Source organism: Clostridium sp. (genome assembly GCF_016650035.1).
Classification (GTDB): Bacteria; Bacillota; Clostridia; order Clostridiales; family Clostridiaceae; genus Clostridium_AD.
In genome coordinates, this window is sequence record NZ_JAENWM010000027.1 from 1 (window position 1) to 25,785 (window position 25,785).

Below are 25,785 nucleotides of genomic sequence, written 5' to 3' on the forward strand. Positions count from 1 at the left end.
ACATGTCTCTAGGAGGGATTTTTCAAATTTTTACAGACTTGTCAAGCGTTTTATGCAGAAAAAATGGGGGAATCAACAAAAATTAATGATACTAGAAATGAGTAATCATAGGAGCTAATGAGTTTCCGTGAAAGCTCAAATTAATTAAGGGGGAACAAACATGGATAATATACTAGAAGTTAAAAACTTAAGAAAGTCCTATAAAGATTTTACTTTAGATGATCTAACTTTTAATGTTGAGAGAGGCTCTGTAATGGGATTTATAGGTCCAAATGGTTCAGGCAAGAGTACCACCATAAAACTTATAATGAATCTTATAAAAAAGAATAGTGGAAACATAAATATTTTCGGAATGGACAATTCCAAACATGATAAAGAAATCAAGCAAAAAATCGGGTTTGTTTATGACGAAAATTATTTCTATGAAGAATTAAATATCATAGAAATGAAAAATATTATTCGACCTTTCTATAAAAACTGGAACGACACCTTGTTTGAAAAATATATAAAAGAATTTGAGTTACCTAAAAAGAATAAAATTAAAACCCTATCAAAAGGAATGAAAATGAAACTTTCACTAGCTTTAGCCCTTTGTCATAATGCAGAGCTAATTATAATGGATGAGCCAACATCGGGACTCGACCCCGTGTTCAGAAGTGAACTATTAGAAATTTTATATAGCATAATTCAAGATGAAAATGTAAGTATTTTCTTTTCAACTCATATAACTACGGACCTTGAAAAAATAGCTGATTATATTACTTTTATCAATAAAGGCAAATTAGTTTTTACGCAAACTAAAGATGAAATTGTTGAAAATTACGGTTTAGTAAAAGGTGGTAAAGACCTTTTAGATAATGATACTAGACGCGAATTTGTAAGCATAAAAGAAACTGATTTTGGATTCGAGGCTCTAACAAGGGATATTAACAAAGCCAGAAAAATATTTAAAGGTAACGGCATTATTGAGAAAGCCTCACTTGAAGATATTATGGTGTATACAGTTAGGGGGAATGTTTAGTGTTTAATTTAGTAGTAAAGGACATAGCAATACAGAAAAAGACCTTGCTATACACTTTTCTTTATGCTGTTTTTGCACCAATTGCTTTTTTTTCAATGAATCTGAATGGATTCGCTTTATATGTGTTGCCACCCATGGCTACAACCTATATGTTCATAAGCTTTGCTGCAAAATACGATGAAAAGAATAAAAGTGAAATTATAATAAATAGTTTACCAGTTAAAAGAGATGATATTGTTATATCAAAATATATTTCAATATTCGTATTTGCAACTCTAGGCCTTGTTTATTCTATATTGGTTGGATTCTTAGGAAAACTTACTGGTCTTTCAATGTTCGATAGTTCAATTTCATTATTGCATATTGTTTTAGTTTTAGCGTCTGTATGTATATTTAGCTCCATATTTTTCCCTTTTTATTTTAGATTTGGGTTTATTAAAATGAATTTCTTTAATGTTTTACTAGTTATGTTAATTGTTTTTCTACCAGCGACAGCTATTGAATATGCTAGTTCAAATCCAAATAATATTTTCGTGCAAAAAATTCATTATTTTATAAATACCACATCTAGTTTTACACAAAATTCATTAGCACTAGTAATAGGATTAATTATATTCTTAATTTCACTAATGATCTCTATACACATTTATAATAATAAGGAGTTTTAAACTCTTACTATTTAATACTATTAGCAAATTTTATATTATAAAAAATTTATTAAATAAATTAGATTGGAGGTGTTTTAAATAAGAAAAAATAAATTCTTAAACAATATAAACAGCAATTTCCATAGCTACAAAATGAGTTATACTATGTTCCTTTGGGGTTTATCAGCAGCACTTAGTATACTCGGAAATATATATGGTATGGTATTTTTAGTTCTTGCGATTTCACCAATTCTTGTATGGGTAATACTATCTTCCATTAACAGAGAAGACACTGAGTTATAACAAAATGAGAACTTTTATTGGCTTGTCATAATTGATAAGCCAATTTTATTTTTATTAATCCTCAGTACTGTTTTATTATACCTAACTATTTATTTAGGCAGGATTAATAATTAAATTTATAATAACTGTTATAATAGATTTATTATTAATAAGGGGGGATTTTATTTATGAAACAATTTTGTATCCGTATGCTGCGATTAATATGTGGACTTTTCTTATATGCACTTGGAATTGTTGTTACAATGAATGCCAATATAGGCTACGCTCCGTGGGATGTTTTCCATGTTGGGTTTTCAAAAATGGTAGGTATGAGTATCGGAACCGCTTCAATTGTAACTGGAGTAGTTATTGGCGTAATATCAGTATTGCTTGGCGAAAAATTGGGACTTGGCACCATTTTAAATATGATTCTTATTGGGGTATTTTTGGATATGATTCTTGCATTAAATATAATACCGCTGGCCAGCAACCTCTCTTTAGGAATCGTAATGATGATTATAGGATTGTTTATAATTGCTTTAGCTACATACTTTTACATTGGTTCTTCCTTTGGTGCAGGTCCTAGAGACAGTTTAATGGTGGCACTTATTCGAAAAACAGGTCTGTCAGTAGGAATATGTCGTGGTTCGATTGAACTTATAGCGGTGTTTATAGGATGGAAACTTGGCGGTATGATTGGTATTGGAACAATTATATCTGCATTTATAATAGGCTTTTGTGTCCAAGTTACTTTCAAATTATTAAAGTTTGATCCAACAAAAATTAATCATGAAACATTGCATGAAACATATACAACACATTTTAGAAATAAAACTAGCACCCCACTTTAATTGCGGACAGATAATTTACTAGTGCATTAATTTATTTTGTGTTTTATCTTTACATATATTTTTTTAAATATTATGATAGTCTTAGCACTAAAGAGTAAATACTGGAGGGGATCCTTAAGATGGAATTACTAGAAATTATAAACAAGGCTAAAACAGATCATATACTAAGCAAAGATGAAATCGTTTTGCTTTTAAGTACCAATAATGTAAACCAAGAAATATTTAATGCAGCTAATGAAGTTAGAAAAAAATATTTAGGTGATGATGTTCATCTTAGAGGTCTTATCGAATTCACCAACATATGTAAAAGAAATTGTCTTTACTGCGGACTCAGATATGAAAATAAAAATATAATTAGATACAGACTTACAGAAGAACAAATTTTAGACTTTGCAACTAAAGCTAAGTCCTTTGGATATAAAACCATAGTACTTCAAGGCGGAGAAGATGATTATTACACCACTGATAAAGTTATTAGAATAATAAAGGGAATTAAAGCTTTAGATTTAGCTCTAACTTTAAGCATAGGCGAAAAAACTTATGAAGAATATAAAGCTTATAGAGAAGCTGGCGCTGATAGATATCTTCTCCGAATTGAAACAACGGATAAAACCCTTTATGAGAAGCTAGATCCAGGTATGAGCCACGATAACAGATTAAATTGCTTAAAGAATTTGAAGGAATTAGGTTTTGAAGTTGGGACAGGTGTTATGGTTGGTCTTCCCACCCAAACTATTGAATCCTATGCGGATGACATCTTATTTTTTAAAGAAATAAATGCTGACATGTTAGGCATAGGACCTTTTATTCCAAATGAGGACACCCCACTTGCTAATGCAAATGGTAAGGAGTTGACAATGGCCCTTAAAGTTATGGCCATAACACGTTTACTGTTACCTGACATTAACATACCTGCTACAACGGCTATGGAGTCCTTAAATAAAAACGGAAGGCTCATGGCCCTTCAAAGTGGTGCCAATGTAGTTATGCCAAATGTTACCGAAGGTGAATATAGGAAACAATATGCTCTATATCCTGGTAAAATATGTACTGGAGATACTCCCGCTCATTGTCGTGGTTGTATAACTGGAAAAATTACTAGTATAGGAAGAACAGTTTCAACTAATTATGGTTTTAGAGGAGATAGATCATCTAATATCAATTCTAATAAATGATTTAACAATAAAAAAAAGAGCCTAAGGCTCTTTTTTTACCGGAATGTTTTTTTAGCTTCTTTTATTGGTTTATTATTAACGGGCTCATTTTCAGCATCAACAATTCCAGGCTTATTATGTCTCTTATTTAAATCATGCTGTATATTCATCTTTGTAGCTTTATTAGGCATTAAAAACTCCCCTTTCTAGGATTATATTATCCTAGAAGACTAGTTTTTATTCTATACTTGTATTTAATATATTAACGAATAAAATTCATCATTATTTTGCTTTCGTTTTCTGGTTCTTCTACCTTTCCTTTTCCGTTTTCTACTAGTTTCATAAGCCATACCATATTATTTCCTAGCACTCTCATTATTTGTACGCCCTCTTTATCTAGAAGCGCCTCTCCTGGTGTTGTACCATTAATAACACTCCAGTAATTAGAAGTTGGCATTAACATTTCAGCATAATTAATATAATTGTTTAGCTGATTAAATGTTGGAATTCCACCAGCACGTCTAACAGCGACAACAGATGTACCAACCTTATGTCTTAAGATTCCACCATTAACACCTACAACATAAAATGCCCTATCTAAAAATGATTTCATAGTCCCTCCCATTGCTGAGAAATGCACAGGTGATCCTAAAATAATTCCATCTGCCTCTTTCATTTTTTGTATCCATCCATTAACCTCATCACCTGGGAGCACACATTGTTCATTTTGGTTTTTTACACACTGGTTACAGGCAATACATCCTCTAATAGACTTATTCCCTACGTGAATAATTTCCGTTTCTATTCCCTCTTTTTCAAGCTCATTTGCAACTAGTTTTATCGCCTGATAAGTGTTTCCTTCTTTATTTGGACTTCCGTTAAAAGCTACAACTTTCATTTTCTTACCTACCTTTTAATTTATTTAGAGCAATCATATCTATGTACAAAATTACATGTAGTTTGTTATATCTTTTTATATAGATTAATCTGTGACTGGCTTTCTTTAAGTTCAACAAATTGAGGAACAATACTGGTAAAATGTTCCGAGTTATTATGAAGTTTAATGGCCTCTTCACTTTTCCATTCTTCTATGAAGGTTAATATATTACAATTATTAGAATCCTCATATAAGTTATAAGATAAGCATCCTATTTCTTTTCTGCTTTCATTTATAAGTTTTCCAGCTAATTTCTTAAACTCTACAATTTTTGATTGCTTTATTGTGTTTTTTGCAACTATAGTAATCATTTAAATTCAACTCCTTTATACTTGTTAAGTTCAACATTTCTACTTGAAGTATACGCCTTAAAAAAGTATAGAACAAGTACGCACTTTTATGTAAGATAACCTACCAAAAGGTATGAATTGTTGAATTTACTATGTTCTAGAACAGATTGTTTTCTAAGACAATTGATTCTATAACTTGAGTAGTATATAATTAAACATAGTAAGATGTTTAATTTATATTTTTTTAATAGGTGGGTGTACAAATGATTAGCTATAATGGTAAAAAATATGTGTGTAATATAGATCTCGGTATGGAATTAATTCGCGGCAAATGGAAAGCAGTTATCTTATGTCATCTAAATGATGGCCCAAAGAGATTTCTAGAACTTCAGAGAATAACCTGTGGTGTTAGCCAAAAAGTTCTTAATGAAAAATTACGAGAATTAGAACGAGATGGTTTAATTAGAAAAATAGTCTATGCTGAAGTTCCACCTAAAGTGGAGTTTCTACTAACCGAAATAGGAAAAGACCTTTTCCCAGCATTAGAAATGATACAAAATTGGTCAATTGCATATTTTCCTAATGAAAATTAATTACCAATAGACACAGTTTAAAAAATATAGCCTCTCCTATTTAATTTAGAAAGGCTATATTTTTTAAATATTTTCTTCATCTAATTCCACCAAGCCTTAACTTAAACATTGTTTATTAACTGTGCAAATTTATTAATATTTTCTTGTAAATCCTATCTTTATAACGCAGCTATTATATTATAGACTCCATCATCATTATTGCTTTCAGCAACAAAATTAGCATGAGTTTTCACATCTTCTGGAGCATTCATCATTGCGTAACTATGGTGAGCTGCTTTAAACATAGTCAAATCATTATAATAATCCCCAAAGACCATGGTTTCATTTTGATTTATATTGAATTTTTCTTGAAGTATTTTTATAGCATTTCCCTTGCTTATGCCTTTATTCATTATATCTATCCACTTGTCTCCAGATACAACAAATTCAAGTTCATCATTTAAATTTTTATTCAAATATTCAACAATAGCTGGATTTATGCCATCAGCCATGAAATAAGTAATCTTATATATGGGTTTTTTTATTTCATTTAAAGATTTTACCATTACTACTGGAACCTGAGAAAATGTAAATTGCCTGCGCATATCCTCTGATGGATTTATTGCATATGCATCATTTTCTGCGGCTAAAAATAATTCTTCTCCTAGCTTTGGATTTAAGTTTATTACCTCATCTATTTGTTTTTTATCAATACTGTTTGAATACAGTGTCTCACGATTGTTGTTATACTTAACAAGAGCCCCATTATGAGCAATGAATATCATATCCGTATTTACCTTTTCGAAGTTTTTGTTAAGTTGAGAGTAAAATCTACCACTAGCCGCCGCAAATTTTATATCTTTCTCATTAAAATCATGTATCAAATCAAATGTTTTTTCATTTATTTTGCCATTATCATTTAATAGCGTACCATCCATGTCAGTAGCAATAAGTTTAATCATTTACATCCTCCTTTTGTAAAATTCATATTTTTTTACTTTTTTTATCATCATACATTTTTTTATCTGCTACTTTTATTAATTCTTCAAATGTAACTCCATCATCAGGAAATGATGAGTAACCAGAACTTACTCCACTATTTTTTTCAGGTAAAATTTCATAGACAGCTTGTTTTATTTTTGAAATGATTTGTTGTAACTTTAAAACATCTATATATTCTATAATAATTATAAATTCATCTCCACCAATTCTAGCAATGTGACCTTTTAACCCTATTATATCTGTCATTATTTTAGTAGTACTAGTAATATAATCGTCTCCAACTAAATGACCCAGGCCATCATTAATTATCTTTGTTCCATCAAGGTCACAAACAATAACATAAAAAGAATTCTTTGCTTTAATATGCATGTTGTAAATCTTTTCTATTCCATTTCTATTTAATACACCCGTCATAAAGTCAGTCAATAAAAATCCCTCTAACTGCTTAATTATTTCTTGGGTGTAATTACTCCATAATATCACACCTAATATATAGATACCTGCGCCTAGAGTAAAGCAGATTTTTATTAATATATATATAATTTCATAACTCATCATATAGACAATCATATCTAAAAAAGTGCCAATAGCAATTAAGCTAATTCCTCCAATTAATACAGCAAATGTATATGTTTTAGATTTCTGACTTCGTTTTGTGAAAATTGATAATCTTATCGTATAAAAAAGGAGTACTAAAACAAATAAAAGAACAATTATTTTCCGTAATTCCACCAAAAGCCCCCCATTTTAATTCATTTGTTATTTTACTGGTATAAGTAGGTCTTTTTTTAATATATGATTAATCAACCAATCATTTAAAAAAGTTAATATTCCCATTATAGCCTCATCTTGGTTTTCATCAACTTTATTCAAGTTTACTTCATCTAGTCTTTTAATAAAATATATATGGTCCATTTTTTGAGTAAATAATCTTTTGTAATTTATACTCTCCATATAATCTTCTTCATCCTTAAAATGATAACTTGTATACTCTTTTAATTCTTCAATTACATCTACTATTTTATCATATTTATCAATATTATATGAATTTTTAAGTAATTGATAAGCTCTTTCACCTATTTCAAAAAGCTTTGCATGCTCTGCATCAATATGTACAATACCTGTTTTATATTTATCTATCATCTCAAACATTTATTAATCTCTCCCTCGTTAAATCATATCATTTCACAATATCACTAAGTTTTAATTATAGATACTGCTTCTTTAAGTGTATAAGTGATTCCTCTTCACAGATTTACTCATATCTTAAATTTATGATAATTAATATTAAATAATCATAACGAAAATGAGCTGTAAATGAATCCATTCACAGCTCATAAAAATAATTTAATTTTAATTAAAATGTATTTTACTTAAATCATTATCTTACATACATTGTTTGTAAACTCTACTGGGTCAGCAACAGGTAACCCTTCGATAAGTAATGCCTGACTATATAATATATTAGTATATAAATCAAACTTAACCTTATCTTTTTCAAACGAATCTTTTAGTGCTGTAAACATTTCATGATTTATATTAATTTCTAAAACCTTGTCAGCTTTTACATTCTCATTGTTAGGCATAGAATTTAATATTTTTTCCATTTCTATTGTAAGGTCACCCTCATTTGAAAGACATACAGGGTAGTTTTTAAGTCTTTTGGATGCTCTAACATCCTTAACCTTACCTGATAAAACCTTATTCATATGCTCAAATAATTCTTTACTTTCTTTTTCATCTTTGATTTCAGTGTCGTCTTTTTTCTCTTCTTCTATACCTAAGTCACCGCTTGATACAGATTTAAACTCTTTCTCTTTATATGCCATTAACATTCTTATAGCAAATTCATCTACATCATCTGTAAAGTATAGAATTTCAAATCCACTATCTGATACCATTTCAATTTGTGGTAATTTTTCAATTCTCTCGTTAGATTCTCCAGCGGCATAATAAATATATTTTTGGCTTTCTGGCATTCTAGAAACATATTCATCTAAAGTTACCATTTTTTTCTCTTTTGATGAATAAAACATAAGTAGGTCTTGAAGGACTTCTTTATTGCTGCCGTAATCACTATAAATTCCGAATTTTAATTGTCTACCGAAAGATTTATAGAAATCGTCATACACTTCTCTTTCATTTTTAAGTAAACTTTCTAATTCATTCTTAATTTTAGTTTTTATGTTTTTAGCTATTAGTTTAAGCTGTCTATCATGTTGCAATACTTCTCTAGATATGTTAAGTGATAAATCTTCTGAATCCACTATCCCTTTTACAAAACTAAAATAGTCAGGCAATAAATCTGCACACTTATTCATTATTAAAACGCTACTCGAATATAGCTCTAAGCCTTTTTCATATTCTTTTGTATAAAAATCATAAGGCATTTTTCCCGGAATAAATAATATTGCATTATAACTTAAAGCTCCATCCACACTAATGTGAATATGTTTTGCTGGTTTATCATATCCATAGTGCTTTTCAGCATAAAAGTTATCATAATCTTCCTTAGTTAATTCACTTTTATTTTTTTTCCATATAGGAACCATGCTATTTACAGTTTTTTCAGTACTATAATCCTCGTACTCTGTTTCACTACCCTCTTTTAATTTTGATTCACTTACATCCATTTTAATTGGGTATCTAATAAAATCAGAGTATTTTTTTATTATAGTTGTTAGTCCGTTTTCATCAAGGTACTTATCAAAGTCTTCATCTTCTATGTTTTCTTTTATTTTAAGTATAATATCTGTACCAATTGAACTTTTTTCACAAGGTTCTATAGTATAACCCTCTGCACCATCAGATTCCCACTTATAAGCCTCGTCACTACCAAACACTCTACTTATAACTGTGATATTATCTGCTACCATAAACGCAGAATAAAATCCAACTCCAAACTGGCCAATTATGTCATATCCATCTTTTATATCATTTTCTTTTTTAAATGCTAAAGATCCACTTTTAGCTATAACTCCAAGGTTATCACTAAGCTCATCTTTAGTCATACCAATACCTGTATCAGATATTGTTAACGTTCTAGTTTCTTTATCATTAGCTATTGTAATAAAGTAGTTATCCTTATCAAAAGTTAATGTTTCATCTGTTAATGTTTTATAATAAATTTTATCAATAGCATCACTAGCATTAGAGACAAGTTCTCTTAAAAAAATATCTCTATGAGTATATATTGAATTTACCATCATATCCAGAAGCCTCTTTGATTCTGTTTTAAACTGTTTCTTTTCCAATTAAAATTTCCCCTTTCGTGCTTATAACTTTATATTTATTTTTGTTAGCACTCTATGTGTATGAGTGCTAAATATACTATTAAAATACACCATTTTTTATAATTTGTCAACCCAATATTTATTCTTCCTTTGTTTTTATAATAATAAAAGACTGACATTTATATGTCAGTCTAATTTTTACCTTAGTGTATTCCTGCAATATCTTCTCTGCTTTGTTTTTTATTACCTATCTTTTTTCTCCTTGTTTCAAGCTCTTCCACAATATCTTCTACTTTAACGCCCTTTAGTGCCATAAGTACTAAGGTGTGGTAGAATAAATCAGATATTTCTAAAACAATTTCTTTCTGATCATCGTTCTTAGAACTAATTATAACTTCTGCACTTTCCTCGCCTATTTTTTTTAAGATTTTATCCAAGCCCTCTTCAAAAAGATAACTTGTGTAAGATCCTTGTATAGGATTTTCTTTTCTTTCTTCAATAATTTTATAAAGTTCCTTTACTACATTATTTTCACTCATTTTATTAACCCCTTTTCTAATTTATTTTCCTGTTTTACCATTCCAAATTTCTCTGTAAAAACAACTTTCATTTCCTGTATGGCAAGCTACACCCTTTTGTTCTGCCTTAATAAGAATTGTATCTGCATCACAATCAATACTTATACTCTTAACAAATTGAAAATGTCCTGAGGATTCACCTTTGTTCCAGAACCTATTTCTAGATCTGCTCCAAAACCAAGTTGTTCCCGTAGCCATAGTCCTTTTAAGCGATTCTTCGTTCATATACGCAAGCATTAAAACCTTTCCACTTTTATAATCCTGCACTATTGCAGGTAATAATCCATTGTTAAATTGAATCTCATTTATATCCACAAACCCACCACATTTCATTCGTTTTTTATTAAATTCTAATCTCTACACCACTATTTTTAAGATACTGTTTTACTTCTCTTATAGATAATTCTTTGTAATGAAATAGTGAAGCTGCTAGAGCCGCATCTGCTCCACTTTTCGCAAAAACCTCATAAAAGTCCTCAAGTTTACCACAACCACCTGACGCAATCACAGGAATATTTATACTTCCCGTAATTGCATTTAGGAATTCTATATCATATCCTTTTTTTGTTCCATCGTAATCCATACTAGTTAAGAGTATTTCCCCTGCCCCTAGTTTTTCTACAGTTTTAGCCCATTCTACAGCATCTAAACCTGTATCTATTCTTCCACCATTTATAACAACATTCCATCCGAGTCCATCCTTATTCTTCTTACCATCTATAGCAACTACTACGCATTGGCTTCCAAATTTTGCTGCCGCCTCTGATATAAGCTGAGGATTTCTAATTGCTGCTGAGTTTACAGATATTTTATCTGCTCCAGCCCGAAGGGTTTCTTTAAAATCTTCTATAGTTTTAATTCCTCCACCTACCGTGAGAGGGATAAATACTTTTTCAGCAGTCCTTTTCACCACATCAAGCATGGTTTTTCTTCCTTCATGAGTAGCTGTTATATCTAAAAAAACTATTTCATCTGCACCTTCACTGTTATAAAACTCAGCAATTTCTACAGGGTCACCTACATCTGTTAAATTTATAAAGTTGATTCCTTTCATTACCCTGCCCATAGTTACATCCAGACAAGGAATGATTCTTTTAGTAAGCATCTTTATCGACTCCCCTCATAGATTGCATCTTCTAGTGACATATTTCCACTATAAAGTGCTTTCCCAATAATGGCTCCATACATATTCATCTTCACAAGTCTTTTTATATCCTCAATACATTTCATACCACCTGAGGCAATAATATTACATGACACCATATCATTCATTTTAGCTGTGGCGAAAAAATTAGGTCCCGTCAAAGTTCCATCCCTACTTATATCTGTAAATATAATAGTTTTTACTCCTAGAGATTCCATTTGTTTTGCAAAATCTATATATTCTATTTTGCTACTGGTCTTCCAACCTTCCACCGCTACATATCCATCCCTTGCGTCGATACCAACTGCAATTTTATCTCCATATTTTTTAAGAGCCTCTTTTACAAGAGATGGATTATTCAAAGCTGCAGTACCAAGTATTACTCTACTAAGCCCTTTTTCAATTAGCATATCAATGGTATCCAAACTCCTTATTCCTCCACCTAGCTGAATAGGAATCTTTGCGTCCCTTATAATTTTGTTTATACTATTTAGATTTTCAATAGTTCCAGTTAATGCTCCATCCAAATCTACCATATGTAGATATTCCGCGCCCTGGCTTGCAAATTTCAGTGCTGTTTGCAAAGGGTCTTCTGCTACAACCTTAGCAGAATTAAATTCACCCTGATATAGTCTAACACATTTCCCGTTTTTTAAGTCTATAGCTGGAAATATCTTCATTATACTAGCCTCCCAAAGTTTTCGAGCAGTTTCATCCCAGCTTCCCCGCTTTTCTCTGGATGGAACTGCATACCAAATATATTACCCTTGCTTACAATTGCAGGTATTTTCTTTTCATAGGTACTATATGCATTTACTATACCTTCCTCATGGACCTTCGCATAATAAGAATGAACAAAATATACATAATTATTTTCCACTACACCGTTTAGTAATGGAGTATTTTTTTCAAAAGATAGACTATTCCATCCCATATGTGGAATTTTTATAGAACCTTCTAACTTCACAATATTCCCCTTAAAAAAACCAAACCCCTGGCATATTTCAAGTTCGTAACTTTTCTCGAAAAAGAGCTGCATGCCAAGACATATACCAAGTATCGGCTTGCCCTGCTTTGCTGCGGATATTATTACCTTATCAAGACCTCTAGCCTTCATATTTTTCATTGCATCTGGAAAAGCACCCACACCTGGAACAATAATGCTTCTACTATTTGCTATTTCTTCATTATCTGAAGATATTATAGAAGGAATATTAAGCGTTTTGAGCGCATTTTGAACACTTTTTAAATTTCCCACACCATAATCCACTATAGCTATCATAATATTCCCCTCCTTATAAAAATCCTTTTGTAGATAATGCTCCTTTTATCCGAGCATCATAGGTAAGAGCTTCACTTAAAGCTTTTCCAAAAGCTTTGAACAGCGCCTCCACCATATGATGATTATTTTTCCCATAAATAACTCTTGCATGAAGCGTAATTCCTGCATTAGCTGCAACAGCTCTGAAAAATTCTTCTACCATTTCTGTATCAAAGCTTCCAAGTCTATCTACAGTAAAGTTTCCTTCAAATACAAGGAACGCTCTACCACTAAGATCTAAGGAAACTGTAGCAAGTGTTTCATCCATGGGTACAAAACTAGTTCCATATCTCTTAATACCCTCTTTCCCCTTCATAGCTTCTTTAATAGCATTTCCTAGTACTATTCCTACATCTTCAATCGTATGATGAGAATCTACATTTATATCCCCTTGTACCTTTACATATAAATCCAAAAGTCCTTGTTTTGCAAAAAGACATAACATATGATCAAAAAAACCTATACCTGTATCTCCTTCATATTTTCCAGATCCATCTAAATTTAGACTTAAATCTATTTTTGTTTCTTTACTTTCTCTCAAAATTTTCGATTCTCTTATAATCACGTATCTCACTCCCTTAATTTACAAAATATAAATATATTTAACCATATATATTCATTACTTTTCCTGGGAAATATTGTCTAATAATTTTCGGTTTTCTTCTCTGCTACCAACTGTTATTCTTAAACAATTTTCCAATCTACCAGACCCATAACTTCTCACATTTATACTGAGATCTAAAAGTTTTTCTTTAATTTTTTGTGCATCTTCAACCTGGATCAATATAAAATTAGCTTCCGATTTGTATATTTTTATTCCAAGAATATTATTTAATCCTTGTAATAAATATTTTTTCTCTATAAGTATACGTTCTATATTTTTATATATTATATCCGAATCTTTTAAAATAACAGAAGTAATACTCTGAGAAATTGCATTCACATTATAAGGAGGTTTCACTTTTTTAACTTCTTCCATTAGAACCCTACCAGTAATTAAAAATCCTATCCTAACTGCTGCAAGTCCAAATTTAGAACAAGTTCTAAGTACAATTAAATTTTCATACTCAGAAGTTAAATCCGTCACACTTTTTCCGTAAAATTCATAATAAGCTTCATCAATAACTACAATACATTTACATTCCTCAATTATTTTAATAATATTCTCTCTTGAAATAACTCCTCCAGTAGGATTATTAGGATTGGATAAAAATAAAATTTTAACCTTTTCTTCATTAGCCATAGAAATAAAACCCTCTACATCCAATTTCAACTCATCGTCCAGCGGAAACTCAATTGGTATTCCACCTGCAACTTTAGTATATAGTGCATACATTGAAAAATCCGGACTTGGCATTGCTACCTTATCACCAGTATTTAAGAAAGTATTTGTAATGATTTGTATGCATTCATCTGAGCCATTCCCTGCCATTACATTTATACCATTTACATTTGCATACTGTGCATAGTGATCACATACCTCCAAGGCAGCTGGATCAGGGTATCTATTAAAAATAGATTCCTCTATTGCCCCCCCTATCTTAGCCCTTATATCTGGAGAAAAGTTACTGAAATTTTCATTGGCATCTAACCTTACTTTATAATTAGTTTTACCTGGTTCATAAGCTTTAAAATCATTTAAATCACTTCTAAATAAATCCTGTATCATTTTTCAAACCTCACTTTTATAGAATTTCCATGAGCTGTTAGCCCTTCAACCTCTGTAAGTTTTATTACCTTATCCTTGACCTCACCTAAAGCTTCCTTTGTATAGTATATATAACTTGATTTTTTTATGAAATCATCTACAGATAATGGAGAAAAGAATCTTGCAGTGCCTCCAGTTGGAAGAACATGATTGGGTCCTGCAACATAATCTCCTAGTGGTTCTGGGGAATACTCACCTAAAAATATAGAACCTGCATTTTTTATATTCCCTAATAAATCAAAAGGACTTTCAACTAAAACTTCAAGATGTTCTGGTGCAATTTTATTAGCTAGTACTATAGCCTCATTTATATTATCAACAATTAATATTATTCCATATTTTGATAGAGACTCTTTAATAATGTTTTTTCGACTCATAGTTTGTATCTGTATTTCAAGTTCACTTACTACCTTGTCTGCAAGATCTTTAGATGTTGTTATTAGCATTGCTGATGCAAGTACATCATGTTCTGCTTGAGACATTAAATCTGCAGCAATAAATTTTTCATTTGCAGTATCATCTGCAATAATTAGTATTTCACTAGGGCCTGCTATCATATCTATATCTACATATCCAAATACGCTTCTTTTGGCCATAGCTACATATATGTTTCCTGGCCCTACTATTTTATCTACCTTAGAAATAATTTCTGTTCCAAAAGCAAGACCAGCTATTGCTTGTGCACCACCTACTTTATAAATCTTGTCTACCCCTGCTATGTCTGCTGCTACTAAAATATGTGGGTTAATACTTCCATCTGATAGTGGCGGTGTCACCATTACTAGATTTTCAACCCCTGCCACCTTTGCTGGAATTGCATTCATAATAACCGAGGACGGATATACCGCTGTACCACCTGGTACATATATACCTGCACTTTCTACGCCTCTCACTGTTTGTCCTAAAATAACTCCTTTTTCTTTTGTCATCATAAAGGGGTTTCTTATTTGTTTTTCATGGAACAGTGTCACATTTTTCTTTGCCAGGTTAATTGCATCTATAAAATCTTTATCTACCATTTTATAAGCATTTTTAATTTCTTCCGTTGAAACAATGAGGTTTTCCGCTTTAATGAATTTACTATCAAATTTTTGTGTGTATTCTATTATGGCATCATCGCCTCTACTTTTTACATCCTCTATAATTTTATCCACTATAATATTTACATCCTTTTGTACATCTTCAGTTCGTTTTTTTATGGTTTCCATGTGTTCTTTTCCCACGCTGCTATTTGCTCTTATAATTTTTATCATAATACTGACACCTCATTTTTATCTACATATTCTTGAACCTTCAATATTAATTTACTTATTTTTTCTTTTTTCATTTTCATACTTGCTCTATTTACAATCATTCTTGCACTAATATCACAGATTTTTTCTATTATAATAAGTCCATTTTCCTTTAGTGTATCTCCAGTTTCAACCAAATCTACAATTGCATCTGATAATTTTAATATAGGAGCAAGTTCTACCGATCCATCAAGTTTTATAATTTCTACATCTTCATTATTTTTCTTGAAATATTCTTTTGCCACAGTAGGATATTTAGTAGCAATCTTTTTGCGATTGTACCCATCATAGCTTGTAAAACTTGGTAGAGCCGCCACGGCGAACATACATTTCCCAACTTTTAAATCTACAACTTCATAATAATCTTTATTTTGCTCCATTAAAGTATCTTTGCCAACAATTCCTATATCGGCAGCCCCGTGTTCTACGTAGGTCAAAACATCTGTAGATTTCACTAGCACAAATTCTATATTATTTTTCTCATCCTTTAGGATTAATTTTCTTCCCTTGTTTCGTAATTCCGTACAATCTACTCCAATATCTTCAAACATTTTAATAGCGTACTTTTCCAGTCTTCCTTTTGTTAATGCTATACGAATTGCTTTCATCTTTATTCCTCCAAACTCACAATAAATTTCTCTAAATCCTCGCTTACGCTTTTCTTGCTTTTAATATCTATTATTTGGACTTTTTCATTTTCATACATACATATCATTTTATCTATATTCTTTTGCTGCCCATAATTTAAAGCCTTTTCTTTTTCTTCAAATAGGCCAAGCTCTGCAACAAATCCTTTTGATCTAATCAGTGATGCAAGAGTGCAAGCACTTCCTACTTGTGAATTAACATAATGAATAAGAAAATTCTGCTTTAATCCCTCATTATTATTCCCCTGTTTTTCAAGAACAGATAGGATGTTGTCCACATCTATGGCAAACCCAACTGCTGGCATCGACACACCAAACTTTGAGGTTAAGTTGTCATATCTTCCTCCACTAATGATAGTAGTTCCAACTTTACTACTATATCCTCTAAAAATAATACCTGTATAATAATTAATCTGCTGTACCATTCCTAAATCAATTGAAATATATTCACCCAGGCCTACACTTTCTATTCTTTCATAAATTTTCTCTATAGTATCTATTGCTGCCACAGCTCTTTTATTTTTTGTTAAACCTCTGGCCTTCGCGAGGATTTCAATGCCTCCGAATAGCTCTGGTAATTTTTTTAGAGCTTCTAAGTTATCCGTGCCAAGTCTTGATTCTTTTTCTTCTATAAACTCTCGTAGCGCTCCAAAATTCTTACTTTCAACTAGTTCTCTTAACCTTTCCATTTCATCACTATCTAGTTCTATATCCTCGATTAAACCTTTAAAAAACTCAGCTTGCCCAATTTCAAGTTCGAATTTTTTTACACCTATAGCAAGAAGGGCCTGAATGGCTGTTATAATTACTTCTGCGTCTGACTTTTGGCTTTCACTTCCTAATATTTCTATTCCTGATTGGGTGACTTCGCTTATTTTTCCATCCCAATTTTCATTCACCCTAAATATATTTCCGCTGTAACATATTCGCAGTGGATATAATGAATCTTTAAGCTTTGTTGCCGCAATTCTTGCTATTGGCGTTGTCATATCTGGTCTTAACACCAATATTCTTCCTACATTATCAAAAAGCTTATACATTTTTTCCTGTTCAATAGATGTGGTATCTCCTTGAAAAACATCATAAAATTCTAATGTAGGGGATAGTACTTCTAAATAACCACTATTTATATATAATTTCCTAAGTTTATTTACAATCTCTATTTTATTACTACAATCCTCAAAAATGATATCTCTTGATCCTTCTGGTATATGGGTTTTCCAATTATTCATAATTTCACTCCTTAGACACTTACTTTACCACGTTAACACTTTACTACTGTGACTTTATAAGATAATACCATTTTTTTTTATGGAAGTCAACAACTAATTTCCTTAATAATCGATCTTATGAAAATAAACCTAACCTACCTTTGGCCATTACCGCGCAAGCTCCGGCCCTTTCCGCAATTATTGCCTGTTCAACATTCACCACGTCCATAATTACTCCGCCTTTTAACATTTGAGCCAAATTATTATTAAGTTCATATCTTTCCATAAAAAACCTCCCTAAACATTATTTATAGGACAAATCTTAACATATATTTATATCGAATAAAAATGTACCCATGCACTTCAAGTGAAATAATTAATTAAAAAAGCTTTACATAAAAGAATTTTACAACTATACTAAGGTCGAAATAATAATTAAATAAATTAAACAAGGGGAGCTCGTATTATGAGCTGAGAAAGAGACGTTATCTCTGACCCTCATAACCTGATTTGGGTAATTCCAACGTAGGGAGTTTTTTTACAACGGTTTTTTTGTTGCAAGCTCTCTATGGGCTTGCATTTTTTTTATTTGAAAATAATATAAATAAAAGGGGATTTTAAAATGATGTATACAACTCAAATGGATGCTGCAAAAAAAGGTATTATAACAAAAGAGATGGAAATAGTAGCACAAAAGGAAAATATGCCTGCAGAAGTTCTAAGAGAAAAAATTTCAAGAGGTGTAGTAGCAATACCTGCTAATAAAAATCATAAAGTACTAAGCCCTGAAGGAGTTGGAGAAGGATTAAAAACAAAAATCAATGTAAATCTAGGTATTTCTAAGGATTGCTGTGATATTGATGAGGAAATGAAAAAAGTACAATTATCCATAGATATGAAAGCTGAAGCTGTAATGGATTTAAGTTCCTTTGGTAAAACTGAGGAATTCAGAAAAAGGCTTATATCTGACTCCACTGCTATGATAGGTACTGTTCCAATCTATGATGCCTTAGGTTTTTACGATAAAGAATTACAGGACATTACAGCTAAGGAATTTATAGATGTAGTAGAAAAACATGCGAAAGATGGAGTTGACTTTGTAACAATTCATGCTGGTTTAAACATTGCTACTTCAAATGTGTTTAAAAGAAATGAGAGATTAACTCATATAGTATCAAGAGGAGGTTCTCTTTTATACGCTTGGATGGAATTAAACCAAAAGGAAAATCCTTTTTATGAACATTTCGATGAAATATTAGATATATGTCAGAAATATGATTTAACTATAAGCCTTGGAGATGCCTGTAGACCTGGCTCTATTAATGATGCTACTGACGCTTGTCAAATTCATGAATTAATGGTGCTTGGTGAATTAACCACAAGAGCTTGGAAAAAAAATGTACAAGTTATAATAGAGGGTCCAGGTCACATGGCAATAAATGAAATTCATGCGAATGTGCTTCTTGCAAAGAAATTATGTCATGGTGCACCTTTTTATATTTTAGGACCCATAGTTACAGATATTGCTCCAGGCTATGATCATATTACCAGTGCCATTGGTGGTGCCTTGGCTGCAAGCTATGGAGCTGATTTCCTTTGCTATGTAACGCCAGCAGAACATTTAAGACTTCCTAATGTTTCCGATGTACGTGAAGGTATTATTGCTGCAAAGATTGCAGCTCACGCTGGGGATATAGCTAAAAACGTGACCGGTAGTCGCGACTGGGATAATGAAATGAGCACAGCAAGGCAAAATCTTAATTGGAAGAGAATGTTTGAACTTGCAATCGATCCAGAAAAAGCTAAAAGATATAGAAAAGAATCCACGCCAGATAATGCGGATAGCTGTACTATGTGTGGTAAAATGTGTTCTATGAGAACTATGAATAAGATAATGCAAGGTAAAGATCTCAATATATTAAGAGAGGATTAATATTTATTTCTTAGTAGTATTTTTTATTTTTTCTCTATTAAAAAGGTAGTCCGAGTTTTCTTCAACTCTGACTACCCTTTTGTTAAGATACTAAATACAATTTATTGATTCTTCTAAAGTTTGCAGCGCTATATCTATTTCCTCATAGGTTATTATAAGTGGAGGTAGCATTCTTACAACATAATCCCCTGCGCTTAAAAAAAGAACACCTTTTTGTATACATAAATTGAGTATTTCTTTTACCTTGCAGTTTAATTCTACACCAATCATAAGTCCTGACCCTCTGACTTCTTTAATCTTATCAGTGTTCATATTTTTAAGCTTTTCAGTTATATACGCCCCTTTTTTCGCAACCTCTTCTAAAAAACAATCTTTTGAAATCACTTTTAATACTTCAATTGCCGCCGCTGCTGCCATCGGACTACCACCAAAGGTGCTCCCGTGATCACCTTTGTTAAACACATTTCCCGTTTTAGAATTACAAAGAACAGCCCCTACAGGAACTCCTGCGCCCAAGCCTTTTGCTATAGTTACAATGTCAGGTTTTACATCTAAAGATTCATAAGCAAAGAATTTACCAGTTCTACCAATACCAGATTGGACCTCATCAAAAATAAGTAGGGTGTCTGTTTGCATACATAGTTTTTCCACTTGTTTTGCAAACTCTTTGTTCATAGGGCGAATCCCTCCTTCACCCTGAATAGCTTCTAACATTACAGCACACACGGTATCATCAAGTGCTTCCTTCATTTCATCTATATTGTTCATTTCTACATATTTAAAACCCTCTGTAAAAGGATGAAAGTATTTATGATATTTATCTTGTCCAGTAGCTGTAAGTGTAGTGATTGTTCTACCGTGAAAAGATTCTTTTAATGTAATAATTTTATTTTTCTTTCCATTATAGTTATCAAACCCATACTTTCTAGCTATTTTTATTGCACATTCATTTGCTTCTGCGCCAGAATTTGCAAAAAAAACTTTAGACATCTTTGTAAGTTGTGTTAGCTGTTTTGCAAGTTCTATAGTAGTCGGATTATAAAAAATATTTGATGTGTGAATTATCTTATCTATTTGTTCATGAAGTGCATTTTTTATCCCTTCATTGTTATATCCAAGGCAACTAACCCCTATACCTCCAGTCATATCAATATATTCTTTGCCATCTACATCATATAATTTACAGCCATTGCCCCTCTCAATTACAACAGGAAATCTACCATAATTTTGCATTAAATATTTTTGTTCTTTTTCAATTTCTAAAGAAGTATTCATTTTAATCACCCTTTCCTATATATTTTTTAGAATATTTAATTTATCATTGTTCCAATTCCTTTGTCTAAAAACATTTCAAGTAGAATGGAATGAGGAACTCTTCCATCAATAATATGTGTTCTTTTCACACCATCTTCTATAGCTTGCTTGCAACATTCAATTTTAGGAATCATTCCGCCTTTTATAATTCCTTCTTTTTTTAGTACAGGGATATCTCTAATATCTATTTCAGATATTAGACTTGTTTCATCTTCGAAGTCTCTTAAAACTCCTGGTACATCTGTAAGAAGTATAAGCTTCTCAGCCTTTAACTTTCCAGCTATTTTAGAAGCAGCATAATCCGCATTTATATTATAAGGTTTATAATCATCCTCCCCAAGAGCCACTGTAGATACCACTGGTATATAGCCCTCTTTCAAACAATTAATAAGTACCATTTCATCTACGGATGTTACTTCTCCTACAAAACCTAAGTCTACATCACCTTTGTACACTTTCTTTTTTGCTTTTAGAAGTCCAGCATCAACCCCGCTTATTCCAACAGCTTTCCCACCATTTTTATCAATAAGTGCAACAATTTCTTTGTTAATTTTACCATCAAGTACCATCTGGACAACTTCCATAGTCTCATCATCCGTTACCCTCAGCCCATTAACAAACTCACATTTCTTACCGAACTTACCTAAATATTTGTTTATCTGTGGTCCCCCACCATGAACTACTACTACTTTTATACCTATACAACTTAAAAGAATTAAATCATTTATTACCATTTCCTTTAAGGTTTCATTTATCATTGCATTCCCACCATATTTAACTACAATAGTTTTCCCAAAGTGTGTCTGAATATATGGAAGAGCTTGAATTAATATGTCTGCCTTAACTTTGTCTCTAATAACCATTTTGATTACACCCCTCTGCTCTTTAGCTTCGATAATCTCCATTGATTCTTACATATTCATAACTCAAATCGCAGCCCCATGCAACTGCTTCAAAACTACCCTTATTAAGTTCTACAATAATTTGTATTTCATTTTCTAAAAGTATTTCCTTGGCTTTTTCTTCTGAAAAATCTAATGGTTGACTATTTTCATATACCTTAATATATCCTTTATCACTTTCGAAGCTTATTGAAACAATATCCGGATTTATATCTTCTCCACAATAACCTATTGCACATAAAATTCTACCCCAGTTTGCATCTGCACCAAACATGGCAGTTTTAACAAGACTTGAAGCGATAATAGCCTTTGCTACCTTTGCGCCTTGTTCGTAAGTTGCGGCTCCCATAACAATTGTTTCTAAAAGCTTCGTAGCTCCTTCACCATCTTTAGCAATTTTTTTAGCAAGTTCTGTATTTAAAAATTGGAGTGCATCTAAAAATATTTTGTAATTAATATCTTTTTCAATTATCTTTGTATTCTCTGCCATTCCATTTGCAAGGATCACCGTCATATCATTTGTACTTGTATCCCCATCAACACTTATCATATTGTAAGTTTTACTTACACTCTCCTTTAGTGCCTCTGCTAGCAGGGTTTCATCAATATCTAAATCCGTAGTTATGAATGCTAACATGGTAGCCATATTAGGATGAATCATGCCAGATCCTTTAGCCATTGCGCCTATAGTTACTTTTTTACCAGCTATATCAATCTCAATACCTATATCCTTTTTAACAGTATCTGTTGTCTTAATTGCTTCTCTTGCATCAATATACCCTTGCTTACTAATGCTCATGCAAACCTCAGGTATACCTTTTTCTAAGAATTCCATATTAAGGTGAGCACCTATAACTCCTGTGGATGCAACAATTACGTCCTCTGCCTTAATATTTAAACTGTCAGCAGTAAGTCGAGCCATTTTTCTTGCATTTTCATATCCTACTAAACCAGTACAAGTATTTGCATTCCCGCTATTAACAATTACTGCTTGGGCCTTTAAATTTTCTAAATGCTCCATTGTTACTATTAACGGGGCTCCCTTAACCTTATTTGTAGTATAGACTCCAGCGGCAGTACATATTTTTTGTGAATATATAACCGCTAAGTCTTTCTTTTTTATATTCTTTTTTAATCCACAATGTATACCAGCTGCAACAAATCCAATTGGTGCAGTTATTCCACCATTAATAATTTTCATTTTAACCCATCTCCATTCAATTTTTTTCTAAAATACCATAGGGATATAACATAATCCCAAATCTTCTGCGAAACCAAAAATCAAGTTCATATTTTGAATTGCTTGCCCTGCAGCACCTTTAACCATATTATCAATTGTAGAATTAATAATAAGTCTATTGGTTCTAGTATCTATATTAAGACTTATGTCACAATAATTTGATCCTCTAACATTTTTTATTTCTACACTCTTACCTATATCCAGTACTCTTACAAATTTCTCCTCAGCGTAAAAATCTCTATAAAGCTCTATTAATTCTTCTAAAGTAATCGGAACCTCTAAATCGCAATATATAGTGGACAATATCCCCCTATTTATAGGAAGTAAATGAGGCGTAAAATTTACTAATATTGCAGCTTTTGCAGCTTTTGATAGTTCCTGTTCTATTTCAGGTGTATGTCTATGGCATCCGATTTTATAAGCTTTCATGCTTTCATTACACTCTATATAATGACTAGCAGAGGAAAGTTCTCTTCCAGCTCCAGTAAGACCCGACTTTGCATCAATAATTATTGAACTTAAACTAATTAGTTTTTTTCTTAAAGCAGGAACCAGCGCTAAAATAATACTGGTTGGATAACAGCCAGGATTCGCAATAATTTTCGACTGCTTTATTTGTTCTCTATAGAGTTCAGGTAATCCATATTGAGCTTTATTATGTAATATTTTGTGTTTATAACTTAGGCCATACCATTTTTTGTAGGCTTCTTCATCCTCCAGCCTAAAATCTGCTCCTATGTCTATAAAAACAATTCCCTGTTTATCACATTCAAAAGCTATATCTTCACTTAATCCATGTGGTAAAGCAGCAAAAACCAAATCACATTTTTTAATACCAGTTTTAATAAATTCTGTTAAACTACTACATATTAAATCACAATTTTCATTGAAATTCTCATATATTTCACTGATATTTTTATCTTCAAATGAGTGTGATACAATTTCTGTTACTTTAACTTCAGGATGCTGGAGTAGTAATCGTAAAAGTTCTACTCCTGCATATCCTGTTGCTCCCACAATTCCAACCTTTATCATATATTCATCCCCTTTGTTTCATTTTAATTAATTATACATTAAATTGAATAAATATGCAACATAAAATTCTAAAAATATATTTTTATTGGTTGTTGTATTGTATCTATTTTATAGTTACCTTTGTTTTTATCACAAACTAAGTTTTTACCTATTTAACCGTTTGTGCTATATACCCCACTGATAATCAGGAAAACATCAGAATAAATCTCTTCTTAATTATAGGTGAGATTTCATATTGACAAATCTTTGTTTATAAAGTATTATGTATAAATATACACATCATTGTATAAATACAAAATTATTATTTTGTTGTTTAATAAATTTGAATTATTTTACTAAATTGAACTTTATCATTTTATTTTTACTAAGGAGGCAGCAAGATGCAAGCAAAACTAATATTAGAAAACGGAATTATTTTTGAAGGAATACCTTTTGGATACTTGGAAGAAAGCGTCGGAGAAGTAGTATTTAACACCGGAATGACAGGATATGAAGAAGTGTTAACTGATCCATCGTATTATGGCCAAATTGTAACTATGACTTACCCTCTTATAGGCAATTACGGAATAAATCTAGAGGATATGGAATCAGAAGCACCAAAAGTGAGTGGATTTATTGTTAGAGAGAAATGTGATAGCCCTAGCAACTTCAGGTGCGAGATGGATTTACAAAGTTACTTAAAGCAAAATCATATTATAGGCCTTGAGGGAATTGATACAAGAGCTTTAACTAAAACACTTAGAAATAGCGGTACAATGAAGGGCATCATTGCTTTAAAAGAATTAACTAAGGAAGAAATAAAAGAAAAATTTAAAACCTTTAATAATCGAGATGCTGTAAACTCAGTTACTGCAAAAAAAATACGTGTTATAGAGGGCACTGGCAAACATGTAGCCATTATGGATTTTGGTGTAAAAGAAAATATACTTCGGTGCTTTAAAAAAAGAGGATGTAAAATAACTATATTTCCAGCTAATACAAATGCTGATAAAATATTAAAAGAAAATCCGGATTTAATATTTTTATCTAACGGACCTGGGGACCCAGAGGATTTAGAAAAAGTAATTGATACTATAAAAGAGTTAATAGGAGTTAAGCCTCTTTCCGGTATTTGCCTGGGCCACCAGCTCTTAGCATTAAGTCTTGGCGGAACCACCGAAAAATTGAAGTTTGGTCACAGGGGTTCAAATCACCCTGTAAAGGATATAGAAGAAAACAAAGTATACATAACTCTACAAAATCACGGTTATGTAGTAAAAGATTTACCACTAAATACTATTAAAACTCATATTAGTGTAAATGATGGAACAATAGAAGGAATGAGGCATAAAACATTACCTATTTTTAGCGTTCAATTCCATCCAGAAGCCAGTCCCGGTCCAAATGATGCTAATAATATTTTCAATAAATTTCTTGAGTTATGCGACTAAATTGACACTTTTCACTTATTTAAAAATAAAGGAGGACTCAT

General features: G+C 31.6%; 29 protein-coding genes, 1 pseudogene and 1 riboswitch. Of the genes and pseudogenes, 8 read left to right on the forward strand and 22 right to left on the reverse strand.

The genetic code is table 11. The features are described 5' to 3' along the window. Positions 1 to 160 precede the first annotated feature (160 nt). The 5 genes from JJD95_RS08270 (at position 161) to hydE (ending at position 3,976) form a co-directional block, all read left to right on the forward strand. The gene (locus tag JJD95_RS08270; RefSeq protein ID WP_291642234.1) at positions 161 to 1,021 is read left to right on the forward strand and encodes an ABC transporter ATP-binding protein; all 861 of its coding nucleotides are present in this window, start codon (positions 161 to 163) and stop codon (positions 1,019 to 1,021) included. Then, positions 1,021 to 1,689 carry an ABC-2 transporter permease gene (locus tag JJD95_RS08275; protein ID WP_291642236.1) on the forward strand — a complete coding sequence of 223 codons (669 nt, stop codon included), beginning with the start codon at positions 1,021 to 1,023 and terminating at the stop codon, positions 1,687 to 1,689. The genes JJD95_RS08270 and JJD95_RS08275 overlap by 1 nt, the downstream gene beginning before the upstream one ends. Positions 1,690 to 1,833: 144 nt before the next feature. Then, on the forward strand, positions 1,834 to 1,971 hold the full coding sequence (locus JJD95_RS08280) for a hypothetical protein (protein ID WP_291642238.1): 138 nt from the start codon (positions 1,834 to 1,836) through the stop codon (positions 1,969 to 1,971). 167 nt (positions 1,972 to 2,138) lie between these two features. Beyond that, complete coding sequence (locus JJD95_RS08285; protein ID WP_291642240.1) at positions 2,139 to 2,801, forward strand: hypothetical protein; 663 nt, start codon at positions 2,139 to 2,141, stop codon at positions 2,799 to 2,801. Between the two features lie 119 nt (positions 2,802 to 2,920). Then, positions 2,921 to 3,976 carry a [FeFe] hydrogenase H-cluster radical SAM maturase HydE gene (hydE, locus tag JJD95_RS08290; RefSeq protein ID WP_291642242.1) on the forward strand — a complete coding sequence of 352 codons (1,056 nt, stop codon included), beginning with the start codon at positions 2,921 to 2,923 and terminating at the stop codon, positions 3,974 to 3,976. 35 nt (positions 3,977 to 4,011) lie between these two features. Here the strand turns inward: hydE and JJD95_RS08295 are convergent, their stop codons facing one another. The 3 genes from JJD95_RS08295 to JJD95_RS08305 all read right to left on the reverse strand — a co-directional run bounded on the left by JJD95_RS08295 (position 4,012) and on the right by JJD95_RS08305 (position 5,203). Further along, positions 4,012 to 4,146: a hypothetical protein gene (locus tag JJD95_RS08295; RefSeq protein WP_291642244.1), complete on the reverse strand. Its 135-nt coding sequence runs from the start codon at positions 4,144 to 4,146 to the stop codon at positions 4,012 to 4,014. A 71-nt stretch (positions 4,147 to 4,217) separates the two neighbouring features. Beyond that, a complete protein-coding gene (locus tag JJD95_RS08300) occupies positions 4,218 to 4,853 on the reverse strand; it encodes a flavodoxin family protein (protein WP_291642246.1) in 636 nt (211 codons plus the stop codon). Between the two features lie 65 nt (positions 4,854 to 4,918). Continuing rightward, the gene (locus tag JJD95_RS08305) at positions 4,919 to 5,203 is read right to left on the reverse strand and encodes a putative quinol monooxygenase (RefSeq protein ID WP_291642248.1); all 285 of its coding nucleotides are present in this window, start codon (positions 5,201 to 5,203) and stop codon (positions 4,919 to 4,921) included. A 242-nt stretch (positions 5,204 to 5,445) separates the two neighbouring features. On the opposite strand from JJD95_RS08305, the gene JJD95_RS08310 reads away from it, so the two are divergent. Next, on the forward strand, positions 5,446 to 5,775 hold the full coding sequence (locus JJD95_RS08310) for a helix-turn-helix domain-containing protein (RefSeq protein ID WP_291642250.1): 330 nt from the start codon (positions 5,446 to 5,448) through the stop codon (positions 5,773 to 5,775). 158 nt (positions 5,776 to 5,933) lie between these two features. Here JJD95_RS08310 and JJD95_RS08315 read toward each other — a convergent pair whose 3' ends face one another. The 15 genes and pseudogenes from JJD95_RS08315 to JJD95_RS08385 form a co-directional block, all read right to left on the reverse strand. Then, positions 5,934 to 6,716 (reverse strand): Cof-type HAD-IIB family hydrolase, encoded by a 783-nt coding sequence (locus JJD95_RS08315; protein ID WP_291642252.1) that lies wholly within the window; start codon positions 6,714 to 6,716, stop codon positions 5,934 to 5,936. A gap of 22 nt (positions 6,717 to 6,738) precedes the next feature. After that, a complete protein-coding gene (locus JJD95_RS08320; protein WP_291642255.1) occupies positions 6,739 to 7,488 on the reverse strand; it encodes a GGDEF domain-containing protein in 750 nt (249 codons plus the stop codon). 27 nt (positions 7,489 to 7,515) lie between these two features. Beyond that, on the reverse strand, positions 7,516 to 7,908 hold the full coding sequence (locus JJD95_RS08325; RefSeq protein ID WP_291642257.1) for a hemerythrin family protein: 393 nt from the start codon (positions 7,906 to 7,908) through the stop codon (positions 7,516 to 7,518). A gap of 221 nt (positions 7,909 to 8,129) precedes the next feature. Continuing rightward, positions 8,130 to 10,010, reverse strand: coding sequence for a molecular chaperone HtpG (gene htpG, locus JJD95_RS08330; protein ID WP_291642259.1), 1,881 nt, complete (start codon positions 10,008 to 10,010; stop codon positions 8,130 to 8,132). Between the two features lie 182 nt (positions 10,011 to 10,192). After that, on the reverse strand, positions 10,193 to 10,528 hold the full coding sequence (hisE, locus tag JJD95_RS08335; RefSeq protein ID WP_291642261.1) for a phosphoribosyl-ATP diphosphatase: 336 nt from the start codon (positions 10,526 to 10,528) through the stop codon (positions 10,193 to 10,195). A 21-nt stretch (positions 10,529 to 10,549) separates the two neighbouring features. Beyond that, the gene (gene hisI / locus JJD95_RS08340) at positions 10,550 to 10,900 is read right to left on the reverse strand and encodes a phosphoribosyl-AMP cyclohydrolase (protein ID WP_291642263.1); all 351 of its coding nucleotides are present in this window, start codon (positions 10,898 to 10,900) and stop codon (positions 10,550 to 10,552) included. Between the two features lie 10 nt (positions 10,901 to 10,910). Further along, the gene (gene hisF, locus JJD95_RS08345; RefSeq protein ID WP_291642265.1) at positions 10,911 to 11,672 is read right to left on the reverse strand and encodes an imidazole glycerol phosphate synthase subunit HisF; all 762 of its coding nucleotides are present in this window, start codon (positions 11,670 to 11,672) and stop codon (positions 10,911 to 10,913) included. 2 nt (positions 11,673 to 11,674) lie between these two features. Next, positions 11,675 to 12,391, reverse strand: coding sequence for a 1-(5-phosphoribosyl)-5-[(5-phosphoribosylamino)methylideneamino]imidazole-4-carboxamide isomerase (gene hisA / locus JJD95_RS08350; protein ID WP_291642267.1), 717 nt, complete (start codon positions 12,389 to 12,391; stop codon positions 11,675 to 11,677). Beyond that, on the reverse strand, positions 12,391 to 12,993 hold the full coding sequence (hisH, locus tag JJD95_RS08355; RefSeq protein ID WP_291642270.1) for an imidazole glycerol phosphate synthase subunit HisH: 603 nt from the start codon (positions 12,991 to 12,993) through the stop codon (positions 12,391 to 12,393). The genes hisA and hisH overlap by 1 nt, the downstream gene beginning before the upstream one ends. 13 nt (positions 12,994 to 13,006) lie before the next feature. Continuing rightward, entirely contained in the window at positions 13,007 to 13,591 is a 585-nt protein-coding gene (hisB, locus tag JJD95_RS08360; protein ID WP_291642328.1) for an imidazoleglycerol-phosphate dehydratase HisB, read from the reverse strand. Positions 13,592 to 13,651: 60 nt separating this feature from the next. Beyond that, positions 13,652 to 14,701, reverse strand: a complete 1,050-nt coding sequence (hisC, locus tag JJD95_RS08365; RefSeq protein ID WP_291642271.1) for a histidinol-phosphate transaminase — start codon at positions 14,699 to 14,701, stop codon at positions 13,652 to 13,654. Further along, positions 14,698 to 15,993 carry a histidinol dehydrogenase gene (gene hisD / locus JJD95_RS08370; RefSeq protein WP_291642273.1) on the reverse strand — a complete coding sequence of 432 codons (1,296 nt, stop codon included), beginning with the start codon at positions 15,991 to 15,993 and terminating at the stop codon, positions 14,698 to 14,700. Before hisD ends, hisC begins: the two co-directional genes overlap by 4 nt. Next, positions 15,990 to 16,640, reverse strand: coding sequence for an ATP phosphoribosyltransferase (gene hisG / locus JJD95_RS08375; protein ID WP_291642275.1), 651 nt, complete (start codon positions 16,638 to 16,640; stop codon positions 15,990 to 15,992). The genes hisD and hisG overlap by 4 nt, the downstream gene beginning before the upstream one ends. Positions 16,641 to 16,642: 2 nt before the next feature. Next, a complete protein-coding gene (locus JJD95_RS08380; RefSeq protein ID WP_291642276.1) occupies positions 16,643 to 17,911 on the reverse strand; it encodes an ATP phosphoribosyltransferase regulatory subunit in 1,269 nt (422 codons plus the stop codon). Between the two features lie 142 nt (positions 17,912 to 18,053). Further along, positions 18,054 to 18,176 (reverse strand): annotated as a pseudogene (locus JJD95_RS08385) (pyridoxal 5'-phosphate synthase lyase subunit PdxS); the annotation flags it as partial. A gap of 155 nt (positions 18,177 to 18,331) precedes the next feature. Then, positions 18,332 to 18,440: riboswitch (TPP riboswitch) on the forward strand. 72 nt (positions 18,441 to 18,512) lie between these two features. On the opposite strand from JJD95_RS08385, the gene thiC reads away from it, so the two are divergent. Beyond that, the gene (gene thiC, locus JJD95_RS08390) at positions 18,513 to 19,823 is read left to right on the forward strand and encodes a phosphomethylpyrimidine synthase ThiC (RefSeq protein WP_291642279.1); all 1,311 of its coding nucleotides are present in this window, start codon (positions 18,513 to 18,515) and stop codon (positions 19,821 to 19,823) included. 90 nt (positions 19,824 to 19,913) lie between these two features. Here thiC and JJD95_RS08395 read toward each other — a convergent pair whose 3' ends face one another. From JJD95_RS08395 to argC, 4 genes are read right to left on the reverse strand one after another with little or no spacing between them, the layout of a single operon-like run. Next, the gene (locus tag JJD95_RS08395; RefSeq protein ID WP_291642281.1) at positions 19,914 to 21,098 is read right to left on the reverse strand and encodes an aspartate aminotransferase family protein; all 1,185 of its coding nucleotides are present in this window, start codon (positions 21,096 to 21,098) and stop codon (positions 19,914 to 19,916) included. 35 nt (positions 21,099 to 21,133) lie between these two features. Continuing rightward, the gene (argB, locus tag JJD95_RS08400) at positions 21,134 to 22,000 is read right to left on the reverse strand and encodes an acetylglutamate kinase (RefSeq protein ID WP_291642330.1); all 867 of its coding nucleotides are present in this window, start codon (positions 21,998 to 22,000) and stop codon (positions 21,134 to 21,136) included. 22 nt (positions 22,001 to 22,022) lie between these two features. Continuing rightward, positions 22,023 to 23,240 carry a bifunctional ornithine acetyltransferase/N-acetylglutamate synthase gene (gene argJ, locus JJD95_RS08405; RefSeq protein WP_291642283.1) on the reverse strand — a complete coding sequence of 406 codons (1,218 nt, stop codon included), beginning with the start codon at positions 23,238 to 23,240 and terminating at the stop codon, positions 22,023 to 22,025. A gap of 27 nt (positions 23,241 to 23,267) precedes the next feature. Continuing rightward, a complete protein-coding gene (gene argC / locus JJD95_RS08410) occupies positions 23,268 to 24,314 on the reverse strand; it encodes an N-acetyl-gamma-glutamyl-phosphate reductase (protein ID WP_291642285.1) in 1,047 nt (348 codons plus the stop codon). A gap of 380 nt (positions 24,315 to 24,694) precedes the next feature. Between argC and carA the strand changes: the two genes are divergently transcribed. Further along, positions 24,695 to 25,744, forward strand: a complete 1,050-nt coding sequence (gene carA / locus JJD95_RS08415) for a glutamine-hydrolyzing carbamoyl-phosphate synthase small subunit (RefSeq protein ID WP_291642287.1) — start codon at positions 24,695 to 24,697, stop codon at positions 25,742 to 25,744. The last annotated feature ends 41 nt before the right edge of the window (positions 25,745 to 25,785 follow it).